Genomic DNA, 24326 nt, shown 5'->3' with positions numbered 1-24326 from the left:
GCCGAAGAGGAGATCAGGAACCTTGCAAAGTTTCCGGAGGAGAACCCGGGCCCGGTCATCAGGGTGAGCCGCACCGGACGGATCCTCTATGCCAACGAGGCGAGCAGGAGCCTCCTTGAGACGTGGGGGACAGGGGTGGACGGGACCATCCCGGAGTCATGGCAGGAGATCGTCGCCGAGACGCTGGAGACCGGCCGGAGGCGGAGCAGGGACGCGGCGGCGAACGGGATCGACTACACGCTCACCTGCGTCCCGGTGGCCGAGGGCGGATATGCGAACCTCTACGGTGTCGAGATCACCGAGAGGAAGGCGATGGAGTGCGCCGCACAGGAGGCGAACCGGAAGCTCAACCTCCTCAACTCCATCATCCGCCACGACCTCCTCAACCAGATCACCGTCCTCCAGGGGTACCTGGAACTGGCCGGTCTCGACGACACCGCGTTCCCCTATCTCGGGAGGCTCGTCGAGACCTCGGAACGGCTCAGGCGCCTCGCCGAGTTCACGCGCGATTACCAGGAGCTCGGGGTCAGGGGACCGACCTGGCAGGCGGTCGGGGATGGGATCAGACGTGCCTTTACCCAGCGCTCCCCCCGGGGGATCGCCTTCGAGGCGGAGATTGACCCGGCACTCCATATCCTCGCCGACCCCCTCCTCGAACGGGTCTTCTACAACCTGGTGGACAACACCGCCGCTCATGGCGAAGACGCGACGAGGATCCGTTTCGGCGTCGCGACAGCGGAAGAGGGCATCACCCTCATCTACGAGGACAACGGCGTCGGCGTGTCTGCTGCGGATAAGGAGGAGATATTCAGGCGCGGGGCCGGGAAGCACAGCGGCCTCGGGCTCTTTCTCTCGCGGGAGATCCTCTCCCTCACCGACCTCGCGATCAGGGAGACGGGTGTGCCGGGAGAAGGGGTGCGCTTTGAGATCGCCGTCCCGAAAGGGCGATACAGATATGCGAAGACGACGCCGGACCGCCAACCTTTTTGTGACGCCGGACGATAGGAGATGCAATGGCAATCCATGTCCTCGCAATCGCCGGGAGCCCCCGCCGGCACGGGAACTCAGAGACACTCCTCGACTGGGTGGTCGCCGCCATGGAGGCGGAGGGGGCCGACGTCGAGGAGGTCGCCCTCGACGAGGTGGACGTCAACCCCTGCCGCGGCTGCAATGCCTGCGAGACCCTGAATAAATGCGTCCAGAGGGACGATCTCGACTGGCTCGGCCCGGAACTCCTCGACGCCGATTGCGTCGTCCTCGCCGCCCCGATCTACTGCATGGGGATCTGCTCGCAGGCGAAGGCCCTCATCGACCGTGCGCAGGTCTTCAGGTCGAGGAAATATGTCCTCAAACTCCCGGTCGTCCCGCCCGAACGGAAGGGAAAACGGCCCGGCGTCTTCCTCTCGACGGCCGGGCAGAAATGGGACCATGTCTTCGATGCGGCGGTTCCGAGCGTGAAGTGTTTCTACCACGTAATGGAGATCAGGGACAGCGACATCTCCTATCTGATGGTGAACGGTGTCGATTATGCCGGCGAGATCGAGGGCCACCCGACGGCGAGGGCCGACGCGGAGGCACTTGGCAGGGAGCTCATGCAGAAACTGAAGGAGCGGTTCGGCGATGACAGTTAAGGTCCTCGGCATCTCGGGAAGCCCGCACAGGCACGGGAACACCGAGACACTCCTCGACGCCTTCCTCGAAGGGGCCGGGGAGGCGGGTGCGGATGTCAGGAAGGTGGTGCTGAGAGAACTCTCGTACACGGCGTGCCGCGGCTGCAATGCCTGCCACAAGAGAGGGGACTGCATCGTGAAGGACGACCTGACCTGGCTTTTCGAGCAGATCCTGGAGGCCGACGTCCTCGCCCTCGCCTCGCCGATCTACTCGATGGGGATCACGGCCGAGATGAAGGGACTCATCGACCGCGGGCAGTTTCTCTGGGCGCAGAAGTTTGTCTTGAAGACCCTGTTCTTCCCTGACGAGCATATCAGAAGGCACAAGGGAGTCTTCATCTCGACGGCCGGGCAGAGCTGGGACTATGTCTTCGATTCGGCGTACCCCATGATGACGGCCTTTTTCAACGGGACCGGATTTGAATACTACGACAATATCATCGCAAACAACATGGACGAGTACGGCGGGATCAGGGGTCATCCGACCGCTCTTGCCGACGCAAAAAAGAAGGGGGAGGAGATTGTCGCCGAGGTGCTCTCCCTGATCTCTACAGGTACGTCAATGCGGCGATAAGTGCGGCGAAGGAGGCGACGAAGAGCACCGCAAAGACCCGCATATCCCAATCCAAAACTTTTCTTCCGTCGAGGACGCTCACCGGCAGCATGTTGAAGGCGGCGAGCATCGCGTTGATCTGGACGCCCATGATGCCGATCAGCCAGAGGAGCATGTTTTCGAGAGCGCCCCCCGCGAGGAAGACGCCGAAGAAAACGCCGCAGAGAGCCAGGTTCGTCACCGGCCCGGCCGCCGAGATGATGCCGTTCTCGCGCTTTGTGGTGGAGCCGTAGATCATGGTGGCGCCGGGTGCGGCGAAGACGACGCCGACGAGGGCGGCGAGGACGACAGCAACGACGAGCATGGTGTTGTCCTTCTCGAACTCGGCCCAGTAGCCGAAGTGCATGGCCGCGAACTTGTGGGCGAGTTCGTGGAGGACGAAGCCGACCCCGACGGTGAGGAGGGAGACGACGAAGTAGAGCAGGAAGCTTGAGAGCGCGATCCCGCCCCGGACATAGAGGAGGCTGAAGGCGACGGCGATGGCGACCCAGGCGATGAGGAGGTCACGCCGTTCCCGCCGCGGGATTCTTTCGAGCATAGAGGATCGTGCGCCTTCCGGAGGTATATCCCTGTGGGTCGGCACGGTTTTGAACCAGGAAGGCAATCCAACAGGCATGACACTCGATGAGATCAGGAGGGAGATCGATGCCGTGGATTCCCGGATCATCGCCCTTATCGCCGAAAGGCAGGCGATAGCCGGGCGGATGGCCCACGAAAAGTACCTTGCCGGGGCCCCGGTCAGGGACGAGGGGAGGAGGCGGGCGCTGCTCGAACGGGTCTTCAACGAGGCGGTGGAAAAGAACATCAACCCGGTGCAGGTGCGGACGATCTTCGAGATACTCATCGAGATGAGCGAAGAAAGGCAGCACGAGTGCACGGGGGAGGGGAACCTCCCCTGATCATTCGGTGCCGTGGACGAAGGCCCCGGCGGTGATCCCGCCAAGGGAGAGGGCCTTCGCCCGCGCCTTCAGGTCTGCAAAGACGCGGCCTTCGAGGGCCTCGCGGTAGATGCCAGCCATCTCCCGGGCATAGACCGGCCCACGCCGGCGGGCGTCGATGGCGATGCCGCCGACTCCCGCAGCGACGAGGGCGGGGAGGCGGTCGATGAGACAGGTCTCGACGGCGTTGCCGATGGAGGTCCGGCATTCCCCGGCGGGCCAGAGGGGGAAGGTCATCCCTTTCTCGTCCCTGATGCCGAAGGCGGCGCCCCCGCACCCGGCAGGGCACCCGAGGGCGGTGGCGGGTGGGCAGTCCTCGGTGACCATCGCCTCGGCGACGCCCTGCACGACGACCTCGACCGCAGGGGCCGTGTCTGGGAGACGGGCGACGAGGGCCCTGATATCGTCACCCGAGAGTTCGGGGGAGAGGGTGAGGAGGGCGAAGTCGCCGTGGGCGGCGACGGCATCCGCGTTCCAGATGTTGAGGCCCGACGCCCCGTAGATGGGCATGCCGGGTATGGCCGCCCTGATCGCCCCGGCGCAGCCGTGTCCCTCGACCATGACGCCGGCGACGCCTGCCTCCGCGGCCTGACCGAGGAGGGAAAGGGCGGCGTTAAGGAAGGTGCGCCGCACGATCTTCGGCCATTTCCAGACGAGGGGGACGCCGGCCGCAGCCCTGACGGCAGAGGCAAGCGCGTCCGCGGTGCACTCCGCGGGCTCGAAGTAGATGCGTCCTGCACCGGCGGCCGAGGCGGCCTCGACGCCTGCGGCTGTGTCCGTGTAGACGGAGAGCACCGGCTTTTTCTGTTCCGCAGTCTTCCCTCCGGCCTTCGGCGCGGCGAGGAGGGTGGAAAGCCGCACACGGGCGGCGGCGATCTCGGCGGCGGGCGGCCGTGCCGCCTCGCAGAGGGCCTCTCCGGCCGCCTCAAGGAGGCTCCGCCGCAGGGCGTTGAGGTACGAGGGAGGGGCAAAGAGCCCGCCCGGGTAGGCAAGGTCGAGGTCGCCGACGACATAGGGCGTGCCGCCTGTGCGGCAGAGCTGCTCCGCGATCTGGTCCGCCGTCAGCGGCCGCGTCCTTGCCTTTCCCATCGGTTCGTCGCCCCGCACGGTGACTCGCACCGCCCCCCGGCGCCGGGACGGCGTGCAGACGGCCTCGACGACCGGCGTGCCGTCCTCTTCCCAGCTGACAGAGGCGTCGATCCTGACAGCCTGCCTCTCCTGCCGCAGGATCTCCTCCGCCCATGACTCGAAGGAGGCGCGGCGGGTGATGGAGACGACCGCACCTATCGGCGCAGGCTGCGGCAGCCTGACCCACACGCCGTCCCTCCCGCTCTTCGGTGTCCCCCGCACCAGGCAGCCGAACTCTCCTTCAGGGGAGGAGACGGCGATGCCGTCCCCGTTCTCCGGGGCAAGCGACCCGGAAAGGGCGACCGTCGCCTCCATCCGGATATTCGAGAAGGCGACGACCCGGCCGATCGCAACGCCGCGGTTGTCAGGGCGCTCGGGGCCGATCACGCCGCGGTTCCTCTCACCGCAGAGGTACCCGGTCGTGAAGCCGCGGGTGAAGGCGAAGGCGAGGGCCTCTTCGTCACGGGGCGAGGGAGTCCAGCAGCCTTCCGCGATGGCGTCGAGGGCGCGGCGGTAGACCGCGGTGACGACCGCCACATAGGCCGGCGCCTTCATCCTCCCCTCGATCTTCAGGGAGGAGACGGGCGCCGCGACGACGCGGTCGAGGACCGGGTACAGGCAGATGTCCTTTGTCGAGAGGAGGTAGCGGTGGGGGAGGCGGACAGGCTTCATCCGGACGGGCCTGCCGTACCGGTCGTACTCCCCCTGCATCAGGGCATAGGGTTTCCGGCAGGGCTGGGCGCATGCCCCCCTGTTCCCGCTCCGGCCGCCGATCACCGAGGAGAGGAGGCACTGGCCAGAGTAGGCATAGCAGAGCGCACCGTGGAGGAAGACCTCCAGTTCGCACCCTGTCTCCTCAAGGACAGGACGCATCGCCTCGATTTCTGCAAGGTTCACCTCGCGGGCGAGGACGACGCGGGAGCACCCGGCCTCCGCCGCCCACCTGACGCCCTCCGCCGTGGTGACCGTCATCTGGGTCGAGGCGTGGATGACGAGGCCGGGGACGAGAGCGCGGGCAAGACGGAGGAGGCCGACGTCCTGGACCAGGACGGCGTCGACGCCGATCTCGTAGAGGAAGAGGAGATAGTCGGCAAGGGCCGGGAGTTCGGCGTCGTGGACCAGGGTGTTGACGGTCACGTGCACGGCGACGCCGCGGATATGGGCGTAGTCCACGGCCTCCTGCAGGGCATCGTCGTCGAAGTTCGCCGCGAAACGCCGGGCCGAGAAACGCGTCCCGCCGAGGTACACGGCGTCCGCTCCCGCGGCGACGGCCGCCTCCAGCGCCTCCATCGAGCCAGCAGGGGCGAGGAGTTCGGGGATCTTCACCGGTTTCGTGTGCATAGATAGGGGAGAAGGGGATAAATCCCTTTCAGAGGGGGCACCGGGACTCCGCACAGGAGAGGTTGCGTCGGGAGATCATAGCAGGCAAAGGAAGGGATTGGAGATACATCAAAGGACCATATGGGCCTTCTGAGACATTTCATAGACATTTATCGGAGATAGACCCCAAAGAATAGGGTATCATGACCGACACGAACACGTACATAAACCAGTTAGCGCAGACACGAAAGGATCTGGAGGCCTTCGATCCGGAAGCCTGGAACGCGTTCTCCGCTCTTGTACAGACCACGTCAAAGGGAGGGGCTCTCCCGGCAAAGGTCAAGGAGATCATCATGGTCGCCCTCGGCGTCGCGGACCACTGCCAGTTCTGCATCGCCATTCACACGAAGCGGGCCATAGAGGCCGGGGCATCGAGACAGGAGATTATGGAAGGGGCCATGATGGCGATCGCAATGGGCGGAGGGCCGTCGATGGCCTTCATGCGCTATGTGGTCGACGCCTGCAACGAGTTCGGGGCAGAGTGAACGCCCGCAATGCGATCGGTTCGCTCTCGATCTCACACCAGATACGGGGACAACGAACGGAGAAAGGCCAGACAGCTCACCGGAAACGTTTCCGAATTCTTATCGGTGAGGAGGCCCAGACGCATAGGATACATGACCGATGCAAACACGTATCTGACGCAGGTCCTCCAGACGAACAGAGAGATCGAGGAGTCTAACCCCGAGGTCTGGCACACCTTCCTCGCCTTCGTCCACCAGGTCTGCAAGGACGGCGCCCTGCCGGCGAAGTTCAAGGAGATCATCCTCATCGCCCTCGCTGTCGCGGACCACTCCCCCTTCTGCATCACCCTCCACACGAAACTGGCGATCGAGGCCGGGGCATCGAAGGCCGAGATCATGGAGGGCGCCCTGATGGCTGCGGCGATGGCCGGCGGGCCGGGCATGGCGTTCATGCGCTACGTCCTCGACGCCTGCGAAGAATACGGGGCAGAGTGAACCCGGAAAAACTTTTTTTCCGTCATCGCCACCATCGGTACCCCCGCAGGGCCGGAGAGACAGACATATAACAGGTGACGATGTGATACCTGAGGGTATGAAGATCGTCGTCTCGCTGACGAGTCCTGACGAGATCCAGAAAGCGGTGGCACTCGGTGCCGATTTCATCGAACTCAGGCTCGATCTCATGGGAGAGGACCTTTCGTCGGCGATGGCCGGCTGCAGCGGCGACTGCGCGGCCCCCATCATCGCCACCCTCAGGAGCAGGGAAGAGGGCGGCAGATTCACCGGCGACCCGGAACAATGGTTCTCGACCATCCAGCCCTTCCTCGATCTCGTGGACTACGTGGACGTGGAGCGGAAGTTCAGAAAGTTTGCCCCGATGATCCGCTACCAGCACACCACGGTCATCGCCTCGGCGCATATCAGGTACATGCCCTCTCCCGACGACCTCCGGGCCATCGAGCGGGACCTCAGGTCGTACGGCGACATCCCGAAGATCGCCGTCACTCCGGCGTCCGCGCACGACCTCCTCGACCTCCTCTCCTTCACCCTCGACGCGGAGAAGCCCATCATCACGACAGTGATGGGCGGGGAGTTCAGGTACGCCCGCACCTTCCTCCCCTTCTTCGGGTCGGAGACGGTCTACTGCCACATCGGCACCCCCACGGCAGAGGGGCAGTACGACATCAGGGAACTGGAGCAGTTGCAGGAGTTGCTCGCGTACAGGTGAACATTTTTTCGAGACTGTTCTCAGGGTGAAGGCACGGTCCCGTCAGTTCTGTCGCTCCTCACCCACTTCCCCGACGATCACGACGTAGCCGTCATCGCCGGCAGGACCGATCGAGACGAGGCTGTAGAGGGGGTGCTCGACGCCACCGTGACCGGCACTATTTCATCTGCCTTTGTTAGATCTGGAGGCAACAGTGCGACCAAATAACTCCTTTGTTCTTTTGGGATTGGGTATACAACCGATTCCGACGATTCTGATCCTGAAGATTCGATCCTGGCAATCGCAATCGTGTAGACAGGTTTGTCAGTTGAGTAAGCCACTCGTTTCAGGGGAGTGAATGATCCATTCTCCAGAAGATACAGATCAATGAATCTGTCTTCATACTGGAATGAACCCCTGTCATTCATCACTGATATGTCCAGTCGTCCATCCCCCGGGAGCACCTTCGCCAGATCGACCTGATCGATCTGTTCCAGGACGTACATCGGATTGCATCCCTTACCTGAGAATGGTGTTTCGACGGGTTTTGAACTCACAATGATGTCAAGCCTGCCCGGAGCATGCCACTGGATATCATAGGATCGGGACACGCTGTCCCCGTCCCTTCCGATGACATTGAGCCAGGCAAATGTTGGGGATCTGTTGAAGTCCGTCCTGATCCAGAGATCGATTAGCTCGACAGAAGAGTTCTGCACGTCGACGGTTGCAACCGTCCGCTCCCAAAGGTTCGCGAAGGGCGGAATTGTCGCCGTTACGGTCCGGACAGACGGCTCCTCATCCTCTCCTCCCGCATGCCAGATGACAACGGCACATGCGGTGATGAGAAGAACCAGAACCAGTGTTATAGTGCGTAATACGCCCTTCTCCCTTATCGAACGACTATTTTTCATCTGTGATACTCCCCTCTGTTAAAAAAATTTGGTGTGGTTAGGGTATTAATAACGATAAGAAACATGCATGGTGTGCTCCAATGTTCTTGTTCCCGGAGGAATACTGCTCAGGAACTTCCCTTTGGAAATAAGATCTGCAAGACAATAGGTACCACTGCTATGCTGGTTTACAGAGCAAGTACTCCCAGGTTTCATCCCGATGGTATTGGATTTTGCTGCATCACTATTGATGACACCGGGCAATCCGATCGCCTCCGAGCATGCGCGAGAGGCCGGGCATGCATGCAGATTCAGGTGCCCGGTCTCCCGCGGGACACCCATCTGGGCATCCACGACCATTAGTATATCCAATGATATATATCGGGCTTATGAGCAGATCATTTAACAATCGAACGGACAGTTAAACGATCTGCTCATAAAGGTTAAGTCTCCGGACGCAGAGTCGATCACGGCGCACCCATGCATGCAGAAAGAACTGTTCTCAGCCTCCTGATTGCCGCCGCTCTCCTCTTCGTTCCCTGCGCGGCAGCAACCGGCGATACAGGATCCGCCGGCCGGATCATCGTCTCCCCTGCCGACGACCGGTACGACATAGCCGGACTCGACAACGCCATCCGGTCGATCGGCGGGTGGATCTACCCGGGCGAGACTGATACTATAACCAAGAACATCCCCTCGGGCACGAAAATGATCTGCGTCCGTCTTGACTGGAGCGGCCATTCCCACACCGGCACGGACTCGGTCTCCCTGATCATCTATCCGCCTGACGGCGGGTGTTATGGGCCGTACCTGGACAATGTCGACGGGACGATCGACGAAAAGATCTCGCTTGATATCTCGGATTCACCGTCCCTCCCCCCTGGAGAATGGCAATTTGATGTGCACGGCGACTCGGTGCCTCAAGAAGGAGATGCGTACACCCTGAGTGCCTATTTATACTCCTGACGAGACACCTCCGATCATCCGCGAGGGTTGCGTGATGCAAAAAACACCCACCATTTTCTTTGCAGGCATACTCATCATTCTTCTCGTCCTGAGTCCGGCAGCGGCAAGAATTACCGTCGAGCCAGGGTCGGCAGAAGTGCCCCCGGGGGGGATTGATGTGGACGACGAAGAGTTCGCGCCGACCTGGCAGGTTCCGCCGGTGCGACTCCTCACCACGTATATTCTGATTTATTGTCCCCTCCTCGCGTTCCCTGCCGACCTGATCTATTCTTCCGGTCTCCTGGCATACCTGGGCTACCGGATCGCCCCCCCCACGGTCCCCGAGAACAGGAAAAAGATCCATGCGTGCATCAGGGACCAGCCGGGCATCTCCGCCTCGCGGATAGCAGGGATAACCGGGATCAGCCGCGGGACGGTCGCATATCATATCTCCCGCCTGCAAGCGGGAGGGATGATCAAAAAAGTACAGAACAGGGGCAATGTCGGTTTCTTCATCGCTGCCGACGATAACACCACAGATAAAGAGTACACTCTCCTCCATATGCAGAACTCCACAGAGAGAGAGATCCTTTTTCTTCTTCTCGACACGCCCGAACTCTCGCAGTCCGAGATCGCGGATGCAATCGGCATCTCCCGGCCGGCGGTCTCCTGGCATATGAAACGGCTCGACTTCGACGGTGTTGTCGAATCGTTCAGAAACGGCAGGGGTACATATTACCGCCTCATGCCGGATATCCCGGACATTCTCAAGAAAGAGAACAAGGACCAGGCGATTAGCCGGGATTCTGGCAGGGCATCTGCCTGACCTTCCTGGAGCCAGGCGCCGATCACGCCCCAAAAAATGAGATGATCCGATTATCCGGAGATCCGTCCGGAAAGCCCGCCATACATCTCCTGCTCCAGCACCGCATCCACGAGCACCAGGGCGAGCATCGCCTCGGCGCATATCAGGTACATGCCCTCTCCCGACGACCTCCGGGCCATCGAGCGGGACCTCAGGTCGTACGGCGACATCCCGAAGATCGCCGTCACCCCGGCGTCCGCCCACGACCTCCTCGACTTCCTCTCCTTCACCCTCGACGCGGAGAAGCCCATCATCACGACAGTGATGGGCGGGGAGTTCAGGTACGCCCGCACCTTCCTCCCCTTCTTCGGGTCGGAGACGGTCTACTGCCACATCGGCACCCCCACGGCAGAGGGGCAGTACGACATCAGGGAACTGGAGCAGGTGCAGGAGTTGCTCGCGTACAGGTGAAGTTTTTTTTCGAGGAAGGAAGAGAGGCGGGATCGCCGTCATCATCACTTTCTCCCGCTCGCCCGGCCCCCTGCGGGACAGAAAAAGAGAGGGGGGTGAGGAAGCCGGGGAATTTTCATCTCCCTGCCGCACTCACCGCTGCAAGGGCCTTCAAACGTCCTGCATGGCGGCGACCATCGCATCGACGCCCACCAGACCGACGAAGGCGCCGCTGGAGTTTTTGATGGGCGCGTACGCGACGGTGTCGGTGTACGTCCCGGCGCAGGGCTTCACGAAGCCGGTGAGGATGACGGCGTCCGCCGCACTCTGGGCATACGGATCGCCGATCGCAGCTGCATACTTGCTGCTGCCATATTCTACATCCACGACATACTCGACGGCATCCCCCGCTTTCCGCATCGTATAGGCGTAGGTGATGGTGTTGTTGGACGCCCGGACGGCATCGAGCTGGTCCCGGATGGCGATGAACGCCGTCGTGTTTTCATCTCCCGGCTGAAGCGCCGCCATGGCGTCGCCGTCGATCCTGGCCGCAGTATCCGCGGCAAGGGCCTTCATGTTGGCCGGCGCGACCGCGCTCCACGTGTCGATACCCACCAGCCCGACGACGGTACCGCTGGAGTTCCTGACAGGAGCGTACCCGGAGATGCCGGTGTACGTTTCAGCGGAGGGTTCCACAAAGCCGGCGAGAAACACGGTGTCATTCTCCGTCGGGACGTACACATCGCCGATCGCAGTCGCATAACTATTGCTGCCGTAGTTTGTATCCACGACGTACTCGGTGGCATTCGCGGTTTTTCGCATCGTACCGATGTAGACGATGTTGGGGTTGGACGCCCGGACGGCATCGAGCTGCTCGCGGATGGCGATGAACGCAGTTGTGTTTTCATCTCCCGGCTGAAGCGCCGCCATGGCGTCGCCGTCGATCCTGGCCGCAATATCCACTGCAAGGGCCTTCATGTCGTCCTGCGAGAATGCCACGGACGCAGGGCCCGTCTCCCCGGATGCCGATTTCGTCTCACCGGAGGGGAATAGGCTCACAAGCGCTGCCGCAATGATGATCAGGGCGAGAAAGCCGACGATCAATCCGACGAGAAGATTCTGGCGGGTCATACCGCAGACTCCATCAAAGACATGTCGCAGATATGCTAGTTAAACAGTTTTAAAGATAATGTGGCTATAAATTCCAATATTGAGATTTACCCGTATAATTTAGGATGATTTAGAGAATTCCCCGAGCATATGGCCGAATAACAGACGATTCTACCGGGCGACATCCCAATCCGGGGGCGGAGCGTGAGGATACGGTCAAAAAAAGATTAATCCCGGGCTGGCCCGCCATATGCCGCCTGCTCCAGCAGGGCATCGACGAGCACGAGGGCGAGCATCGCCTCCGCGACCGGGACGAGACGGAAGGCGATGCAGGGGTCGTGCCGCCCTTCGATGACGATCTCCCTCTCCTCCCCGCGGACGTCCACGGTCCTCTGGGGGAGGGCGATGGAGGGCGTCGGCTTCACCGCCAGGCGGACGACGATCTCCTGCCCCGTCGAGATGCCGCCAAGGACGCCTCCTGCATGGTTGGAGAGGAAGCCCGAGGCGTCCATGGCGTCGTTGTTCTCCGAGCCATAGAGACGTGCGGCGGCAAAGCCCTCGCCGATCTCGACGCCCTTCACCGCCCCGATCCCCATCAATGCCCCGGCGATGGCGGCGTCGAGTTTGTCGAAGACCGGACTGCCGAGGCCGGGCGGGACGCCCGAGGCCCGGACCTCGACGATGCCGCCGACAGAGTCGCCGGCCGCAGCGGCCGCCCGCACCTCGGCCTCCATCTCCGCAGGGTCGGTCTTTCCGTGCACCTCGCGGACAGACCCGGCGACCGCAATCCCATATGTCTTCAGGACCGCAACCGCCACCGCGCCGGCCGCGACCCGCGCCGCCGTCTCCCGGCCCGAACTCCGGCCGCCGCCCCGGTGGTCACGGAGGCCGTACTTCTGCAGGTACGTGTAGTCGGCGTGGCCGGGGCGGAAGACATCGCGGAGGGCGTCGTAGTCGCCGCTCCGCACGTCCCTGTTCCTGATCAGCAGGGCGATGGGCGTGCCGGTGGTCCTTCCCTCGAAGACGCCGGAGAGGATCTCGACGGCGTCGGGCTCCTTCCGCGGCGAGGCGAGGGGGCCGCCGGGACGGCGGCGGTCGAGCATCGGCTGAATGTCCTCCGCGGCGAGGTGGAGGCCAGGCGGGACGCCGTCGATGACGGCGCCGATCGCGGGGCCGTGGCTCTCCCCGAAAGTCGTCACCCTGAAAAACCTCCCGAAGGTGTTCATTCCCCGAGCACCTCCCGCACGGTCCTGTCCTCCACCCTGATCCCGGTCATATGGAGGAACTGTTCGCAGGCCTGGTACACAAACATCTCGGTCCCCGGGATGGTGCGGCAGCCGCGGGCCGCCGCCGTCCTGAGGAGGGGGGTCTCCTTCGGCGTGTAGACGAGGTCGAAGATCGTCGTGCCGGGCCGCAGGTCTTCGGGCGCAAGGAGGGAGCGGGGGTCGCCCGCCATCCCGACAGGTGTGGCGTGGACGACGACCTCGGGGCGGAAGCGGCCGATGTCGCGGATCGCCCCTGACTCGCAGCCGAAGCGGGCGGCAAGGGCCTCTGCCCTGGCGGCGTCGCGGGCAAGGACGGTCACCCCGTACTCCAGACTCAGGAGGGCATAGACCGCCGCCGCGGCCGCACCGCCTGCACCGAGGACGACGGCCCTCTCCGCGGCGACCCCTTCGAGGGGGCGGCGCACGCCGGCCCAGTCGGTGTTCGAGGCCCTGACATGATCCCCGCAGAGGACGAGGGTGTTGGCGGCGCCGATCGCCGCCGCGTGCCTGTCGGCCTCGTCCGCGGCCGCAAGGGCCGCCTCCTTGTGGGGGATGGTGACCGAGAGGCCGCGGACGCCGAGGGAGCGAGCGGTATCGAGGACCGCCCCGAAGTCGGGGTGGTCGAAGAAGGTGTACCGGGCGTCCATGCCGTACCTGGCAAAGAGGGCATTGTACAGGAGGGGACTCCTGCTGTGCAGGGCCGGGTGACCGGCGATCCCGTACAGGCCGGTCGCCGGGCCGAGGGCGGCGAGGCGTTCCGTCTCGCCGGGCGGAAGGGAGAAGCCCACAGGGAGAGAGATGGGGCCTGGCCGCCCGGCAAGGTTGGCGATGATCTCGTCTGCGACCCGGTCAGGCCTGCGGCCACCGCTCCCGGCACAGATATCTGCGGCCGCGAGGTAGAAGGGCCGCCGCGTCCGGAGGAGGGCCCGCACCTCCTCCTCGGGAGGAAGGCCGGTGAGGGAGGGGCGGTCAGAAGCCGCGGTCCGCGTGATGACCTCTTCCGGGTCCGCCTCCAGGAGGACGGCGGTGCCGCCCCTCCGGAGGGCCGCGACGTTCTCCGGGTCGAGGACCGCACCGCCGCCCGTGGCGATGACGCCGCGGAAATCGGCGAGGCCGGCGATCACCTCCCTCTCCAGGGAGCGGAAGGCCGCCTCCCCTGCGGTGGCGAAGATCGCCGGGATCGAGATCCCGGCCCTCTCCTCGACGAGGGCGTCGGTGTCCAGGAAGGGGAGAGAGAGGCGCCGCGCCACCATCATTCCAACCGTCGTCTTGCCCGCGCCCCGGTACCCGATGAGGACGACCTTCACAGCAGCCCCGCCCCCTGCAAAGAATCCCAGAAACCGGGGAAGGACTTGTCCACGCATTCTGCATGGAGAATCTTCACGTTTCCAGCGCCGAGGCCGATCACGGCCGCACTCATCGCCGTCCTGTGGTCGTTCGCCGGGTCCACGACGCCGCCCCACAGAGGGGTGGGGGTGATGGTCAGTGCGTCCTCCTCGACGGCGACGCGGCTGCCTAGGCCCCGCAACACCCGCACGACCGCCGCGACCCGATCACTCTCCTTGTACCTGAGGTGAGAGATGCCGGCGATCGTCGTCGGCCCGCGGGCAAAGGCCGCCACCGCCGCGAGGGTCTGGACGGTGTCCGGCGAGGCGGCCATGTCAATAGTGATCCCGTCGAGGTCGCCGTCCGACTCGAGGATGACGGTATTTTCAGCCGCACGAACGCGACAGCCCATCCTCACAAGGGCGTCGAGGAAGAGGCGGTCGCCCTGGAGAGAGGAGAGGTCGAGGTTTCTCACCGCCACCCGCCCTCCGCAGACGGCGGCGATGGCAAAGAAGTAAGAGGCCGAGGACCAGTCACCCTCGACCGAATAGGGACGACCCCTGTACAGGCCCGGCCTCACGATGAAACGGTCCTCCCCCCCCCTCTCCACGGGAACGCCGAAGGCCCCCATCACCGCGGCCGTCAGGTCGAGGTACGACGCCGAGACCGGCGGGGTGGTGAGAGAGAGGTCGAGGCCCTCTGCATAGCAGGGGGCGGCAATCAGGAGGGCCGAGATGAACTGGCTGGAGACGTCGCCCCGCATCGCGGCGGCGCCGCCCCGAACAGGCCCCGTGACCGTCACCGGGGGACAGCCCGGTTTCTTCTCATAGGCGACACTCCCGCCGAGGGCGGCGATGGCGTCGCCGAGGGGGCCGACCGGCCTCTCCTGCATGCGCAGACTCCCGGTGAGGGTGACAGGCCAGGGCGAGAGGGTGGCCAGGCCGGCGAGGAAACGGAGACTCGTCCCCGAGTCGCCGGCGTCCACCGTGACGGGGCCTTCGAGGGGGAGGACGCCCCCACAACCCCGGACGAGGACGTCGTCACCGTCGTCTGTTGTCCCGACGCCGAGGGCGGCGAGGCCCTCCCGCGTCCTGGCCGTGTCCCCTGACCTGAGGGGCCCGAGGATGCGGGACTCTCCCTCCGCGAGGGCGGCGGTGACGAGGGCGCGGTGGGTGAGGCTCTTCGAGGGCGGGGCCGTGACGGTGACGTCGACACCCCGGCGGCGGGAGAGGGTCACCTCCATCCTGCCGCCTCCAGGCGCGGGTAGCACCCGAACTCCTTCACGACCGCGAGAGAGGAGAGGTCGGCAACGGCCCCGACCCATGCAGGCCCGACTTCCCCATCGATGAAGAAGACGTACCGCCCCATCCCCCTCTTTGCGGGCCTGGACTCGATCCTGGTCAGGTTGATCCCCAGACGCGCGAAGACCGCAAGCAGGTCGGCGAGGAGGCCGGCCCGGTCGGCCTTCGGGTCGAGGAGGACGGAGCACTTCCCGGCATCACGGCCCTGGTACGGCTCTGTCGAGATGACGACGAAGCGTGTCGTGTTCTCCTCCGCGTCCTGGACATTGCCGGCGACGACGGGGATCCCGCACAGTGCGGCGGCCTCTGCTGTGGTGACCGCCGCCGCGGCCGTGCCCGGCCGTACAGCCCGGGCGCTCGCCGCGTTCGAGGGTGTGTGGACCACAGGCACGCCGAGGGCGTCGACACGGCCCGAACACTGCTCATGGGCCTGCGGGTGGGCGTAGATGGTGTCGATCTCCGTGATTTTCACGAAAGAGGCGAGGTGGAACCTGATCGGCACGTACACCTCCGCGGTGATGAAGACATTGTGGCGCAGCAGGCCGTCGAGGGCGGGGCCGACGCCGCCGGCCTCGCTGTTCTCGATCGGGACAAGGCCGTCGCCCTTTCCCGCGGCGACATGCGCGAAGACGGCGCCGATGGTCGGGAGGAGCACGACCTCGTCGGCGAGGTGCCGGGCAAGGGCATGGGAGAAGGTGCCCTCCGGCCCGAGGGCCGCGAGGCTCACTTTTCTGCCAGGCATCGTATCAGAGCCTCCGAGTCTTCGGTCGCATGCGGGATGTAATCGGCAAAGAAGGCGGCGTCCTTGTTGAAGAGGCGGGCGAAGACCTCGTCGTCTCCGCTCTCCACCGCCCCGCGGACTTCGGCCGCGGCGGCCTCAAAGGCGTCGAGGACTTCGGGGACGGCAGGGTTCTCCCCCAGGATCGGGCCGTACAGTCCGGGGTCCTGCCCGAGTATCCGCCCGATCACCGCCATCTCGATCTGGTAGACAGGACTCGTGACAGAGAGAAGGGCCGGGAGGTCCACCGAGAGGCGTCGCATCGCCCCGGCAAGGGAGAGAGTGGTGAAGTGGGTGAGGCCCTGGACCACAGCCATCAGCCTGTCGTGCTCCAGGGGGTCCATCGTCGTCACCTTCGCCCCTGCCTCCCTGAAGACGGCGAGGAGAACGTCTGCCCGCCCCGGCGCGACCCGCGCCGGGCAGGCGACGATCGTCTGGTTCTGCAGGGAGGACACGGACGGCCCGAACATCGGGTGGAGGCCGAGGACGTCGGCCCTCGTCTCCAGCATCGCCGCCACGGACGCCGCCTTGAGGGAAGTGAAGTCGCAGAGGAGCTGGTCCCCGGAGAGGAGAGGGGCAATCTCCCGGATCACCGGGACCGTGCTCCGGATCGGGACGGAGACGATGACGACCTCACAGGCTCGTACAAGGTCGGCATTCGAGAGAGGAGTCGCCCGGCCCGAGACGAGCACCTCGTGGCCGGCGTCTGAGAAGATCCGGGAGAAGAGAGTGCCCATCCCGCCCCTCCCGCCGATGATCCCGATGCGCATCTCAGGTCTCCGTGATCGTCTCTTCGACGGCCATGCCGAAGTGCCGGCCGCCGGAGAGGGAGAGGCCGAGGACGCGGTCGCCCTCCTTCAGGGCGGCGACAGAGACGGGGCCGTCGGGCCCCATCAGCCGGACCGTCTCCGCGTTCTGGAGGACGAGCCCGGCCTTCTCCCCGCCCCTGCCCTCCGCCTCGACGAGGAGGAGGGGGCGGCGCTCGATCTTCACCCGGCCGACCGCGGCCCCGGCCGTGGCGCCGGCACCGTCGGCGACGAGGACGGCGTCCCCGGCCCGCACCTCGGAGAGGTAGGCGGTCTTCCCGTCAGGGCCGAGGAGGTAGGCATGGACCGCGCCCGCGTTCACCCTGAAGGGCCGCGGCGAGACGTACGGGTTCTCGGCCGTCTCGGCAAGGACGAGGAGGAATCCCGACGAGGTGTTGCCGACGAGCATCCCCTGCCCCTCGGCAAGGAGGGAGCAGGTGTCGATGCAGGCGCGGTCGCCCATCCCGACAGGGCGGACCCGCGTGACAGTGAAGGGAGATAGGGCGAGGGCCGGCATCGCCGCCTGCACGGCGGCCGCCACCCTGCCGACCTCCGCGGGGTCGTCGGTCTTGAGAACGACGCCGGCGACCCCTTTTTCCAGGATGCCGAGGGCGAGTTTCGCCTCGTCGGCATTCCTGACGACGGCGAAGACCTCCTCAGAGGCGGCGACCAGGTTTTCGAGGGGGATCACCGTCCAGTCCGGAGTGGAGACGACAAGGAGGGCGCCTTTTGCCTGCGGGAGCGGTGCGTCGGGCGTCACCGCCGCGAAGACGACGTCCGCGCCCGGCACCAGGTCGCCGTCAGGGGCGACCGTGGCGATCCGCCCGAGGGCGCGGGCATCGCCGGCCCTCTCCACCACCAGGGCATCGGCCCCGGCCTCGATCGCCGCCGTGGCAATCTCCTTTTGCCACGGCCGCACGTCAACCCAGAACCGTTTCATCTCCCCTCCAGCGCGTCCTTCGGGTCGGCGCCGCCGTGGACGACCTTGCAGAGCGCCCTGACAAAGGCCGCCGGGTCGTCGCGCTGGAAGGCATTCCTCCCGATAGCGACGCCTGCCGCCCCGGCATTGACCGCGTCCCTGATCGTCGTCAGGGTGGCGAGATCGCCGGCCTTTTCACCGCCAGCGATGAGGATAGGGACAGAGCAGGCGGCGCAGATCTCCGAGAAAGAGGCGGGGTCGCCCGTGTAACTCGTCTTGATCAGGTCGGCGCCGATCTCCTCGGCGACCCGCACGCAGTGGCCGACGGCCGACGGCGACCGCGGGTCTATCCCCTTGCCCCGCGGGTAGATCATCACCAGGAGGGGCATGCCCCAGCGGGTGCACTCCTTCGAGACCATGCCAGCCGCCTCGATCATCCTGGACTCGTGCGCCGCCCCGAGGTTGATATGGATGGAGACGGCGTCCGCACCGAGGGCGACCGCCTCCTCGACTGTGCAGACGAGCACCTTGTCGTCGGGGTCGGGGTTCAGGGAGGTCGAGGCAGAAAGGTGGACGATAAGCCCGATGTCCCGGCCGCGGCCGCGGTGACCGGCCTTCACCATCCCCTTGTGCATCACGATCGCGTTCGCCCCGCCCTTGGAGACGGCGGAAACCGCCTCTGGCATCCTCTTCAGCCCCTCGATCTGCCCCATCGTGAAACCGTGGTCCATCGGGACGATGACCGTCCTCCCGGTGTTCCGGTCCATGATCCGCTCCAGCCTGATCGCCTTTCCAATCATTCCTTCATCATCTCCATCGCTTCTTCCGCACTCCTGCCGCCATGCACGATCGCCGCCGCCGCCCTGACAAAGCGGTCGGGGTGCGGGTGCTGGAAGGCGTTCCTCCCGATCGAGATCCCGGCGGCCCCGCCCTCCATCGCCCCCTCGATGAGGGCAAGGGTCGCGGCGTCGTCCGTCTTCGACCCGCCGGCCACGACGACCGGCACCGGGCACCCCAGGGTCACCTCCCTGAAGGTGTCGGGGTCGCCGGTGTACACCGTCTTGATGATGTCGGCCCCGAGTTCGGCGCCGGCGCGGGCGGCAAGACTCACCATCTCGACGCTCTTCTCGTCGTCTATCTTCGGCCCGCGGGGGTACATCATCGCGAGGAGGGGCATCCCCCACTCCATGCACTCGACCGCGACCTTCCCGAGGTCGGCGAGCATCTTCGCCTCAGAGGCGGCCCCGATATTGATGTGTACCGAGACCGCGTCCGCACCCATCTTCAGGGCGTTCGTGACCGTGTTGACGATCACCTTCTCGTTCGGGTCGGGCCCGGCAGACGTCGAGGCCGAGAGGTGAAGGATCAGCCCGATGTCCCTCCCCCACCGGCGGTGGCCGTACAGGGGAAGGCCGAGATGGCCGAGCACTGCGTTTGCGCCGCCTTCGGCGACGAGGTCGACGGTCCGTCCCATATCGATGAGCCCTGGCATGGGCCCTGCCGTAACACCATGGTCCATCGGGACGATGATCGTCCTGCCGGTGTTACGATCCATAATACGTTCCAACCTAATCTGTTTTCCTCTCATGAACACGCACCTCCGCAGATTCCTGTGACTGCGGGGATTTAGAAGAGATAAAAATAGCTAAAATAACTAAAAGAGACGCCATGCAGCGCCGCCGCTCCGGGGGAGACGGTCAGAGAAATGTCTGTGTGCGTGGGTTCGCGGGGGCTAGTGAAGATAAAAACATTCACTGGCGAAAAAACATTCACCACACATTGTCATGAGAATGGATCGTGACGGTATTTAATAATGTAGGTGGGGCCGGATCTACCCGCCGTTTTTAGAGCAAAGATAGCCATTACCATCGGATTGCCAAAATCCAGAGAGATGACACCGTATTTCTTCGCAGACCTCAGGAGCACTGCCATGAAATCTCCGCCTCATAATCTCGTGAAACCACAGAGCCATGATGTCGATCCCGCCGGGAGAGGGGCCGGTGAAAGGAAAGAAATCGACCGATTCAAATAATCTCCCTTCGATTTTCTGATGATCGTACATGCAGACACCGCCGGCCCTCAACGCCCACCAGCAACGCCCGATCATCTTCATCATCGCCCTGGCAGCATTCATGGGCGCCCTCGACACCAGCATCGTGAACATCTCCCTCCCGTCCATAGCCACCTACTTCCACGAGGACATCGGGGACGTCTCCCGGGTGGTGATGAGTTACGGCCTCGTCATCGCCTGCCTCCTCCTGGTCTTCGGGAAACTCGGCGACGGGCACGGGTTCAGGAAGGTGTACATCGGCGGCTTTGCCGTTTTCACCGTCGGGTCCCTCCTCTGCGACCTCTCCATGACCCTCGGTCACCTCGTCGATTTCCGCCTTCTTCAGGGCCTCGGAGCAGCGGCCCTCGAGGCCGTCGGCCCGGCGATGATCGCCCATTACCTGCCGCAGACGGTCCGCGGCACCCTGGCCACCGCAGTCTTCCTCCTGTATGCATCCCTCACCACAGAGAGCGGTCTCTTCGTCATCGTCCTCGCCCTCGCCCTCCTCGGGGCAACGAGCGGCCTGTACTTCCCGCCGAACATGAACCAGGTCCTTGGCCAGAGCCCGAAAGGGGAGGAAGGTGTCGCTTCGAGCGTCATGCAGACCGCGAAGAACATCGGCGACGTCCTCGGGGTCGCAGTCTTCGGTACAGTCTTCATCCAGGCGATCGTCAGCGCCTTCGCACACAGAGATCGCGGCCGCAGCCCTCATCCCGGGTTTCCATGCCGCCTTCATTGCCGGGGCGGTGGCCTGCGCCATTGCCGCCGCCCTCTCCCTCATGGCGCGGGACAGGCAGAGGGCATGAGCCTCACCCCTCTTTTTTCCCGATCGGGCACTGCGCAATGTATTCGAGATTGAATTTGTAGAAGTGTGTATACCCGCAGGCATGGCAGCGGGTGGTGAACTGGTTGCAGCCGACGATCAGGTCGTGCGGCCCCACTACGCCGCAGTGCTTGCAGGGGGCGGCAGCCTCCAGGTGCCAGATGTCATAGCAGCTGATCGGGGTGTACGTGCCCTCGGCACTGACATCCTCCAGACGCGGGAGAAAGATCCGGGTCGCACCGCAGTGTGCGCACGCCACCTGTGCCTGCGAAGAGACCGCCTTGATCACCTGGTCGGCGTCCTCGTGGCAGTGGTAGCAGGTGGTCCGGTATGTTGTGAAGATGAACCGCTCGCCCATGCGCTCTACTCTGGGGACGAACCTATAATACTTACCGGCCACCCCATTTTGAAAAATAGCCTTTCATAATTGCCCCATATTAAATATAACAAATTTTAAAGCAGGTAATATAAAAATACCAATAATGGTTTAAAAAATTAAAAGAGAAAGGCATATAAATAAATTCATTAAAGAAATTATACATCCGAATTATAACAAGAGAGGGATTCAGAGAATGGCAAACAGAAAACAGGAGAAATTTGAGGAAATTCTGGAACGCGCACTTGATGGGGATTTCTCGACCCGCGTCGACATTGACCAGGTGCCTGACGAGTTCAAACCTCTGGGAGAAATGGTGAACCGTGCCATCGTAAAGATGGAAGAGGCAGAAAAACTGAAGAAGCGGGCAGACGCCTTCGTGAAATACAACCCGCAGGCGATCGCCGTCCTTGCCGGCGACAAGCACCGTCTCGACCTTAACAAGCAGTACGAGAAGGCCTGGCACGGCACCCACGACGAACTGATGGCAAAGAAACTCTACGACTTCAATATCAAGACCTCGGGAGACGATTTCTACGCCTCATTCGAGACGAAGAAACTTGCCATCTCAGACATGGAGATCACCTGGGAAGACAATACAAAGTCATACCTCCGCCTCTTCCAGGTACCCATCCTCGACGAGAAAGGAGAGATCGATGTCAACTACTACATCTACCAGGACCTCACCGAGCAGACGGCCGAACTGACAAAGGTCCATGCCCTTCAGAGCCGGGCAGACGCCTTCGTGAAATACAACCCGCAGGCGATCGCCGTCCTCGCCGGCGACAAGCACCGTCTCGACCTCAACAAGCAATACGAGAAGGTCTGGCACGGCACCTACGACGAACTGATGGCAAAGAAACTCTACGACTTCAATATCAAGACCTCGGGAGACGACTTCTACGCCTCGTTCGAGACCAGGAAACTCGCCATCTCAGACATGGAGATCACCTGGGAGGACACAACAAAGTCATACCTCCGCCTCTTCCAGTTACCCATCCTTGACGAGAACGGGGAGATCGACGTCAACTACTACATCTATCAGGACAACACGCAGCTCATCAACAAGGAACTGGAGGCCAAGGAGAGAGCACGCCTCCTTGCCGAGAGCGCCGAAGAACTGAAAGATGCGATGAATGCGATGGCGAAGGGCGACCTCACGGCCAGAGTCTCGATCGAGGAGAAAGACCCGATCCGTGACCTCAAGCTCAACTACCGGAACTCCCGCGAGGGGGTCAGGGCCGTCCTGCAGCAGATCGCCGGTATCGGCGAGAAGGTCACGGCCAACACCGAGGAGACGAGCAGGAGCGCGGAGGAGATTGCACGGGCGATCGAGCAGGTGGCCTCCAAGAGCCAGCATGCCGCCGAGGACGCAAAAACCCAGCTCGAAAACCTTGAGGAGGTCGCCAGGGCAATGTCCGACCTCTCCGCTTCGATCGAGGAGATCGCAAGCACCTCCCAGGAAGTGCTCGCAACGACCGAATCCGCGGTGCAGGTCGGCGACGAGGCAGAGGGCCTCGGCCGCGAGGCGACCACCAAGATGCAGGCAGTCGAGAGGATCACAAAAGAGGGTGTCGAAGAGTTCTCGCGGCTGAACGAGGAGATGCGCGAGATCTCCAAGATCGTGAAGCTCATCAACGATATTTCCAACCAGACCAACCTCCTCGCCCTGAACGCCGCGATCGAGGCGGCACGGGCAGGCGAACATGGGCGGGGCTTCGCTGTCGTCGCAGGCGAGGTCAGAAACCTCGCCGGGGAGTCGAAGAACGCCACCAACAACATCGAAGACCTCATCTCCTCCATCCAGACCAAGAGCGAGAAGACTGCAAAAGATCTCCAGGCCGCCTTCGACGAGATCCGCGCCGGGATCGAGAGCGTGGACCGGACGATCGGGGCCCTGAACCGTATCATCGCCGCCTCCAAGGAGGCGCACGGAAGCGTCTCCGAGATCGCCAAGGCGACCGAGGACCAGGCGACCTCGACGAACAAGGTGATGGAAAGAATGGACAGAACGACCACCAAGACCAAGGAAACCATGTCGACGATCGAGGACATGGCCGCGCTTGCCGAGGAGGTCTCGGCATCCGCCGAAGAGGTCGGCAGCGGCGCACAGGAAGTCGCAACCGTGGCGGCGGAGATGAAAGGCACTCTCGACCACTTCAAACTGGCATAAGGTGAAGAAACGTGGCAAACGTAGATGTAGTGGAATTCGAGTTTGCCGGGGAGCGCTATGCCCTCGACATCGCGCTCGCCCGCGAGATCGTCGAGATGGTGCCGATCACCCCGGTACCCAGGGCACCCTCGCACATCGCCGGGATCATCAACCTGAGAGGTGAGATCACGACCGTCCTGAACCTCTCCACCATCCTTGGCATCCCCGAGGGGGAGAGGCGGGAGCACCAGAAGATCATCATCCTCGTACCAGAGGCCGCCGGCGGGTCAAATGTCGGGATCATCGTCGACGACGTCCTCGCAGTGATGCAGGTCTCCGAGGATGAGGTCGAGAAGATGGATGAGTCCCTTGCACGCGATGCCTACGTGAAGGGGATCATCAAGGTGACAGACAGGACGGCAGAGAATGAGGACGTCAAGAACCTGATCATCTGGGTCGACATGGCAAAGGTGCTCGAACAGATAAACGGGCACGGGGCCTGACCTTCAACAGGGAATAGGGAAGAGCAGGAACACATCCCATTTTCCCGACCATTCTTTTTCTGACGACCCGAACTCCGGGACACCTGGTTCTGCCGTTTTTTGGTTCTGTAGGATTCCTGTTCTGGCACGCCTGTGCCGGAGACTATGAGGTCATCCCAAAACTCGTGTTCATTTGGTTATGGAGAAATCTCATGTTCGGGTAGATGTTCCCCCGGATTCTCTGGCAAAGGGTGTGAACCACCCGCCTTCCCCACATTCTCCACCGGGGGACTGACGCCCACGGATCCCCCAAAAACAGGATAGAATCGGGCATGAACCCCTGGCTCAAGCATACGTGATGAAAATTTCTCGTTGCAGTTCTCCTGAGTGCGGAGGGATACTTGATTCCTCTCCTTGCAACAGGGCACCTGAAGGATACCGTTCAATT

27 protein-coding genes are annotated in these 24326 nt (G+C 63.3%); 13 read left to right on the top strand and 14 right to left on the bottom strand.

Going from position 1 to position 24326, the window contains the following annotated elements; genetic code table 11:
• The 3 genes from PHP59_RS05180 to PHP59_RS05170 form a co-directional block, all read left to right on the top strand.
• On the top strand, positions 1–1005 hold a 1005-nt coding region (locus PHP59_RS05180), incomplete at its 5' end, for a HAMP domain-containing sensor histidine kinase (protein WP_300164619.1).
• Between the two features lie 8 nt (positions 1006–1013).
• Complete coding sequence (locus PHP59_RS05175) at positions 1014–1631, top strand: flavodoxin family protein (RefSeq protein WP_300164616.1); 618 nt, start codon at positions 1014–1016, stop codon at positions 1629–1631.
• Positions 1621–2244 (top strand): flavodoxin family protein, encoded by a 624-nt coding sequence (locus PHP59_RS05170; RefSeq protein ID WP_300164613.1) that lies wholly within the window; start codon positions 1621–1623, stop codon positions 2242–2244. The genes PHP59_RS05175 and PHP59_RS05170 overlap by 11 nt, the downstream gene beginning before the upstream one ends.
• Here PHP59_RS05170 and PHP59_RS05165 read toward each other — a convergent pair.
• Positions 2219–2821, bottom strand: coding sequence for a peptidase M50 (locus tag PHP59_RS05165; protein ID WP_300164610.1), 603 nt, complete (start codon positions 2819–2821; stop codon positions 2219–2221). The two genes, PHP59_RS05170 and PHP59_RS05165, sit on opposite strands and share 26 nt — an antisense overlap.
• Before the next feature lie 76 nt (positions 2822–2897).
• Here PHP59_RS05165 and PHP59_RS05160 point away from each other — a divergent pair, with 76 nt between their 5' ends.
• Positions 2898–3182 carry a chorismate mutase gene (locus PHP59_RS05160; protein ID WP_300164607.1) on the top strand — a complete coding sequence of 95 codons (285 nt, stop codon included), beginning with the start codon at positions 2898–2900 and terminating at the stop codon, positions 3180–3182.
• Here PHP59_RS05160 and PHP59_RS05155 read toward each other — a convergent pair whose 3' ends face one another.
• On the bottom strand, positions 3183–5690 hold the full coding sequence (locus tag PHP59_RS05155) for a U32 family peptidase (RefSeq protein WP_300164604.1): 2508 nt from the start codon (positions 5688–5690) through the stop codon (positions 3183–3185). It lies immediately after the preceding gene.
• Between the two features lie 182 nt (positions 5691–5872).
• Here PHP59_RS05155 and PHP59_RS05150 point away from each other — a divergent pair, with 182 nt between their 5' ends.
• From PHP59_RS05150 to PHP59_RS05140, 3 genes are all read left to right on the top strand, one after another.
• Complete coding sequence (locus tag PHP59_RS05150) at positions 5873–6214, top strand: carboxymuconolactone decarboxylase family protein (protein WP_300164602.1); 342 nt, start codon at positions 5873–5875, stop codon at positions 6212–6214.
• A 132-nt stretch (positions 6215–6346) separates the two neighbouring features.
• A complete protein-coding gene (locus PHP59_RS05145; protein WP_300164599.1) occupies positions 6347–6688 on the top strand; it encodes a carboxymuconolactone decarboxylase family protein in 342 nt (113 codons plus the stop codon).
• Positions 6689–6785: 97 nt separating this feature from the next.
• Positions 6786–7421: a type I 3-dehydroquinate dehydratase gene (locus PHP59_RS05140; RefSeq protein WP_300164596.1), complete on the top strand. Its 636-nt coding sequence runs from the start codon at positions 6786–6788 to the stop codon at positions 7419–7421.
• A gap of 77 nt (positions 7422–7498) precedes the next feature.
• Here the strand turns inward: PHP59_RS05140 and PHP59_RS05135 are convergent, their stop codons facing one another.
• On the bottom strand, positions 7499–8311 hold the full coding sequence (locus PHP59_RS05135) for a hypothetical protein (protein WP_300164593.1): 813 nt from the start codon (positions 8309–8311) through the stop codon (positions 7499–7501).
• A 459-nt stretch (positions 8312–8770) separates the two neighbouring features.
• Between PHP59_RS05135 and PHP59_RS05130 the strand changes: the two genes are divergently transcribed.
• The 3 genes from PHP59_RS05130 (at position 8771) to PHP59_RS05120 (ending at position 10511) form a co-directional block, all read left to right on the top strand.
• Entirely contained in the window at positions 8771–9256 is a 486-nt protein-coding gene (locus PHP59_RS05130; protein WP_300164590.1) for a hypothetical protein, read from the top strand.
• Between the two features lie 34 nt (positions 9257–9290).
• Entirely contained in the window at positions 9291–10061 is a 771-nt protein-coding gene (locus PHP59_RS05125) for a winged helix-turn-helix transcriptional regulator (protein ID WP_300164587.1), read from the top strand.
• Positions 10062–10211: 150 nt separating this feature from the next.
• A complete protein-coding gene (locus PHP59_RS05120; protein ID WP_300164584.1) occupies positions 10212–10511 on the top strand; it encodes a type I 3-dehydroquinate dehydratase in 300 nt (99 codons plus the stop codon).
• A gap of 150 nt (positions 10512–10661) precedes the next feature.
• On the opposite strand, the gene PHP59_RS05115 is transcribed toward PHP59_RS05120, so the two are convergent.
• The 10 genes from PHP59_RS05115 to PHP59_RS05070 all read right to left on the bottom strand — a co-directional run bounded on the left by PHP59_RS05115 (position 10662) and on the right by PHP59_RS05070 (position 19927).
• Positions 10662–11621, bottom strand: a complete 960-nt coding sequence (locus PHP59_RS05115) for a hypothetical protein (RefSeq protein WP_300164581.1) — start codon at positions 11619–11621, stop codon at positions 10662–10664.
• Between the two features lie 206 nt (positions 11622–11827).
• Complete coding sequence (locus PHP59_RS05110; protein ID WP_300164578.1) at positions 11828–12826, bottom strand: chorismate synthase; 999 nt, start codon at positions 12824–12826, stop codon at positions 11828–11830.
• Positions 12823–14172, bottom strand: a complete 1350-nt coding sequence (locus tag PHP59_RS05105) for a shikimate kinase (protein WP_300164575.1) — start codon at positions 14170–14172, stop codon at positions 12823–12825. Before PHP59_RS05105 ends, PHP59_RS05110 begins: the two co-directional genes overlap by 4 nt.
• Positions 14169–15434: a 3-phosphoshikimate 1-carboxyvinyltransferase gene (aroA, locus tag PHP59_RS05100; RefSeq protein ID WP_300164572.1), complete on the bottom strand. Its 1266-nt coding sequence runs from the start codon at positions 15432–15434 to the stop codon at positions 14169–14171. The genes PHP59_RS05105 and aroA overlap by 4 nt, the downstream gene beginning before the upstream one ends.
• Positions 15425–16234 (bottom strand): prephenate dehydratase domain-containing protein, encoded by an 810-nt coding sequence (locus PHP59_RS05095; RefSeq protein ID WP_300164569.1) that lies wholly within the window; start codon positions 16232–16234, stop codon positions 15425–15427. The genes aroA and PHP59_RS05095 overlap by 10 nt, the downstream gene beginning before the upstream one ends.
• Positions 16216–17040 carry a prephenate dehydrogenase/arogenate dehydrogenase family protein gene (locus PHP59_RS05090; RefSeq protein ID WP_300164566.1) on the bottom strand — a complete coding sequence of 275 codons (825 nt, stop codon included), beginning with the start codon at positions 17038–17040 and terminating at the stop codon, positions 16216–16218. Before PHP59_RS05090 ends, PHP59_RS05095 begins: the two co-directional genes overlap by 19 nt.
• Before the next feature lies 1 nt (position 17041).
• On the bottom strand, positions 17042–18016 hold the full coding sequence (locus PHP59_RS05085; RefSeq protein ID WP_300164563.1) for a 3-dehydroquinate synthase II: 975 nt from the start codon (positions 18014–18016) through the stop codon (positions 17042–17044).
• On the bottom strand, positions 18013–18795 hold the full coding sequence (locus tag PHP59_RS05080; RefSeq protein WP_300164560.1) for a 2-amino-3,7-dideoxy-D-threo-hept-6-ulosonate synthase: 783 nt from the start codon (positions 18793–18795) through the stop codon (positions 18013–18015). Before PHP59_RS05080 ends, PHP59_RS05085 begins: the two co-directional genes overlap by 4 nt.
• On the bottom strand, positions 18792–19583 hold the full coding sequence (locus PHP59_RS05075; RefSeq protein WP_300164557.1) for a 2-amino-3,7-dideoxy-D-threo-hept-6-ulosonate synthase: 792 nt from the start codon (positions 19581–19583) through the stop codon (positions 18792–18794). The genes PHP59_RS05080 and PHP59_RS05075 overlap by 4 nt, the downstream gene beginning before the upstream one ends.
• A gap of 194 nt (positions 19584–19777) precedes the next feature.
• Positions 19778–19927, bottom strand: coding sequence for a hypothetical protein (locus PHP59_RS05070; RefSeq protein ID WP_300164554.1), 150 nt, complete (start codon positions 19925–19927; stop codon positions 19778–19780).
• A gap of 128 nt (positions 19928–20055) precedes the next feature.
• Between PHP59_RS05070 and PHP59_RS05065 the strand changes: the two genes are divergently transcribed.
• The gene (locus tag PHP59_RS05065; protein ID WP_300164551.1) at positions 20056–20904 is read left to right on the top strand and encodes an MFS transporter; all 849 of its coding nucleotides are present in this window, start codon (positions 20056–20058) and stop codon (positions 20902–20904) included.
• Here PHP59_RS05065 and PHP59_RS05060 read toward each other — a convergent pair.
• Positions 20855–21226, bottom strand: coding sequence for a hypothetical protein (locus PHP59_RS05060; RefSeq protein ID WP_300164548.1), 372 nt, complete (start codon positions 21224–21226; stop codon positions 20855–20857). The genes PHP59_RS05065 and PHP59_RS05060 overlap by 50 nt on opposite strands.
• A 214-nt stretch (positions 21227–21440) precedes the next feature.
• On the opposite strand from PHP59_RS05060, the gene PHP59_RS05055 reads away from it, so the two are divergent.
• Together PHP59_RS05055 and PHP59_RS05050 are read left to right on the top strand one after the other, a co-directional pair.
• Positions 21441–23417: a methyl-accepting chemotaxis protein gene (locus PHP59_RS05055; protein WP_300164544.1), complete on the top strand. Its 1977-nt coding sequence runs from the start codon at positions 21441–21443 to the stop codon at positions 23415–23417.
• Between the two features lie 11 nt (positions 23418–23428).
• Complete coding sequence (locus PHP59_RS05050) at positions 23429–23899, top strand: chemotaxis protein CheW (protein WP_300164541.1); 471 nt, start codon at positions 23429–23431, stop codon at positions 23897–23899.
• Positions 23900–24326 lie beyond the last annotated feature (427 nt).

This window comes from Methanofollis sp. (assembly GCF_028702905.1).
Lineage (GTDB): Archaea > Halobacteriota > Methanomicrobia > Methanomicrobiales > Methanofollaceae > Methanofollis.
The sequence above is the reverse complement of the archived record's forward strand: the minus strand, read 5'-3'. Positions and strand labels throughout refer to the sequence as shown.

Excerpts from the sequence above, each read along its gene's own strand:
- PHP59_RS05080 (WP_300164560.1), bottom strand. The coding sequence starts at position 18,795 with ATGATTGGAAAGGCGATCAGGCTGGAGCGGATCATGGACCGGAACACC.
- PHP59_RS05085 (WP_300164563.1), bottom strand. The coding sequence starts at position 18,016 with ATGAAACGGTTCTGGGTTGACGTGCGGCCGTGGCAAAAGGAGATTGCC.
- PHP59_RS05150 (WP_300164602.1), top strand. The coding sequence starts at position 5,873 with ATGACCGACACGAACACGTACATAAACCAGTTAGCGCAGACACGAAAG.
- PHP59_RS05170 (WP_300164613.1), top strand. The coding sequence starts at position 1,621 with ATGACAGTTAAGGTCCTCGGCATCTCGGGAAGCCCGCACAGGCACGGG.
- PHP59_RS05165 (WP_300164610.1), bottom strand. The coding sequence starts at position 2,821 with ATGCTCGAAAGAATCCCGCGGCGGGAACGGCGTGACCTCCTCATCGCC.
- PHP59_RS05060 (WP_300164548.1), bottom strand. The coding sequence starts at position 21,226 with ATGGGCGAGCGGTTCATCTTCACAACATACCGGACCACCTGCTACCAC.
- PHP59_RS05065 (WP_300164551.1), top strand. The coding sequence starts at position 20,056 with ATGCAGACACCGCCGGCCCTCAACGCCCACCAGCAACGCCCGATCATC.
- PHP59_RS05135 (WP_300164593.1), bottom strand. The coding sequence starts at position 8,311 with ATGAAAAATAGTCGTTCGATAAGGGAGAAGGGCGTATTACGCACTATA.
- PHP59_RS05145 (WP_300164599.1), top strand. The coding sequence starts at position 6,347 with ATGACCGATGCAAACACGTATCTGACGCAGGTCCTCCAGACGAACAGA.
- PHP59_RS05140 (WP_300164596.1), top strand. The coding sequence starts at position 6,786 with ATGAAGATCGTCGTCTCGCTGACGAGTCCTGACGAGATCCAGAAAGCG.
- PHP59_RS05095 (WP_300164569.1), bottom strand. The coding sequence starts at position 16,234 with ATGCCTGGCAGAAAAGTGAGCCTCGCGGCCCTCGGGCCGGAGGGCACC.
- PHP59_RS05175 (WP_300164616.1), top strand. The coding sequence starts at position 1,014 with ATGGCAATCCATGTCCTCGCAATCGCCGGGAGCCCCCGCCGGCACGGG.
- PHP59_RS05160 (WP_300164607.1), top strand. The coding sequence starts at position 2,898 with ATGACACTCGATGAGATCAGGAGGGAGATCGATGCCGTGGATTCCCGG.
- PHP59_RS05120 (WP_300164584.1), top strand. The coding sequence starts at position 10,212 with ATGCCCTCTCCCGACGACCTCCGGGCCATCGAGCGGGACCTCAGGTCG.
- PHP59_RS05070 (WP_300164554.1), bottom strand. The coding sequence starts at position 19,927 with ATGGCAGTGCTCCTGAGGTCTGCGAAGAAATACGGTGTCATCTCTCTG.
- PHP59_RS05090 (WP_300164566.1), bottom strand. The coding sequence starts at position 17,040 with ATGCGCATCGGGATCATCGGCGGGAGGGGCGGGATGGGCACTCTCTTC.
- PHP59_RS05125 (WP_300164587.1), top strand. The coding sequence starts at position 9,291 with ATGCAAAAAACACCCACCATTTTCTTTGCAGGCATACTCATCATTCTT.
- PHP59_RS05075 (WP_300164557.1), bottom strand. The coding sequence starts at position 19,583 with ATGAGAGGAAAACAGATTAGGTTGGAACGTATTATGGATCGTAACACC.
- aroA (WP_300164572.1), bottom strand. The coding sequence starts at position 15,434 with ATGGAGGTGACCCTCTCCCGCCGCCGGGGTGTCGACGTCACCGTCACG.
- PHP59_RS05110 (WP_300164578.1), bottom strand. The coding sequence starts at position 12,826 with ATGAACACCTTCGGGAGGTTTTTCAGGGTGACGACTTTCGGGGAGAGC.
- PHP59_RS05115 (WP_300164581.1), bottom strand. The coding sequence starts at position 11,621 with ATGACCCGCCAGAATCTTCTCGTCGGATTGATCGTCGGCTTTCTCGCC.
- PHP59_RS05155 (WP_300164604.1), bottom strand. The coding sequence starts at position 5,690 with ATGCACACGAAACCGGTGAAGATCCCCGAACTCCTCGCCCCTGCTGGC.
- PHP59_RS05055 (WP_300164544.1), top strand. The coding sequence starts at position 21,441 with ATGGCAAACAGAAAACAGGAGAAATTTGAGGAAATTCTGGAACGCGCA.
- PHP59_RS05130 (WP_300164590.1), top strand. The coding sequence starts at position 8,771 with ATGCATGCAGAAAGAACTGTTCTCAGCCTCCTGATTGCCGCCGCTCTC.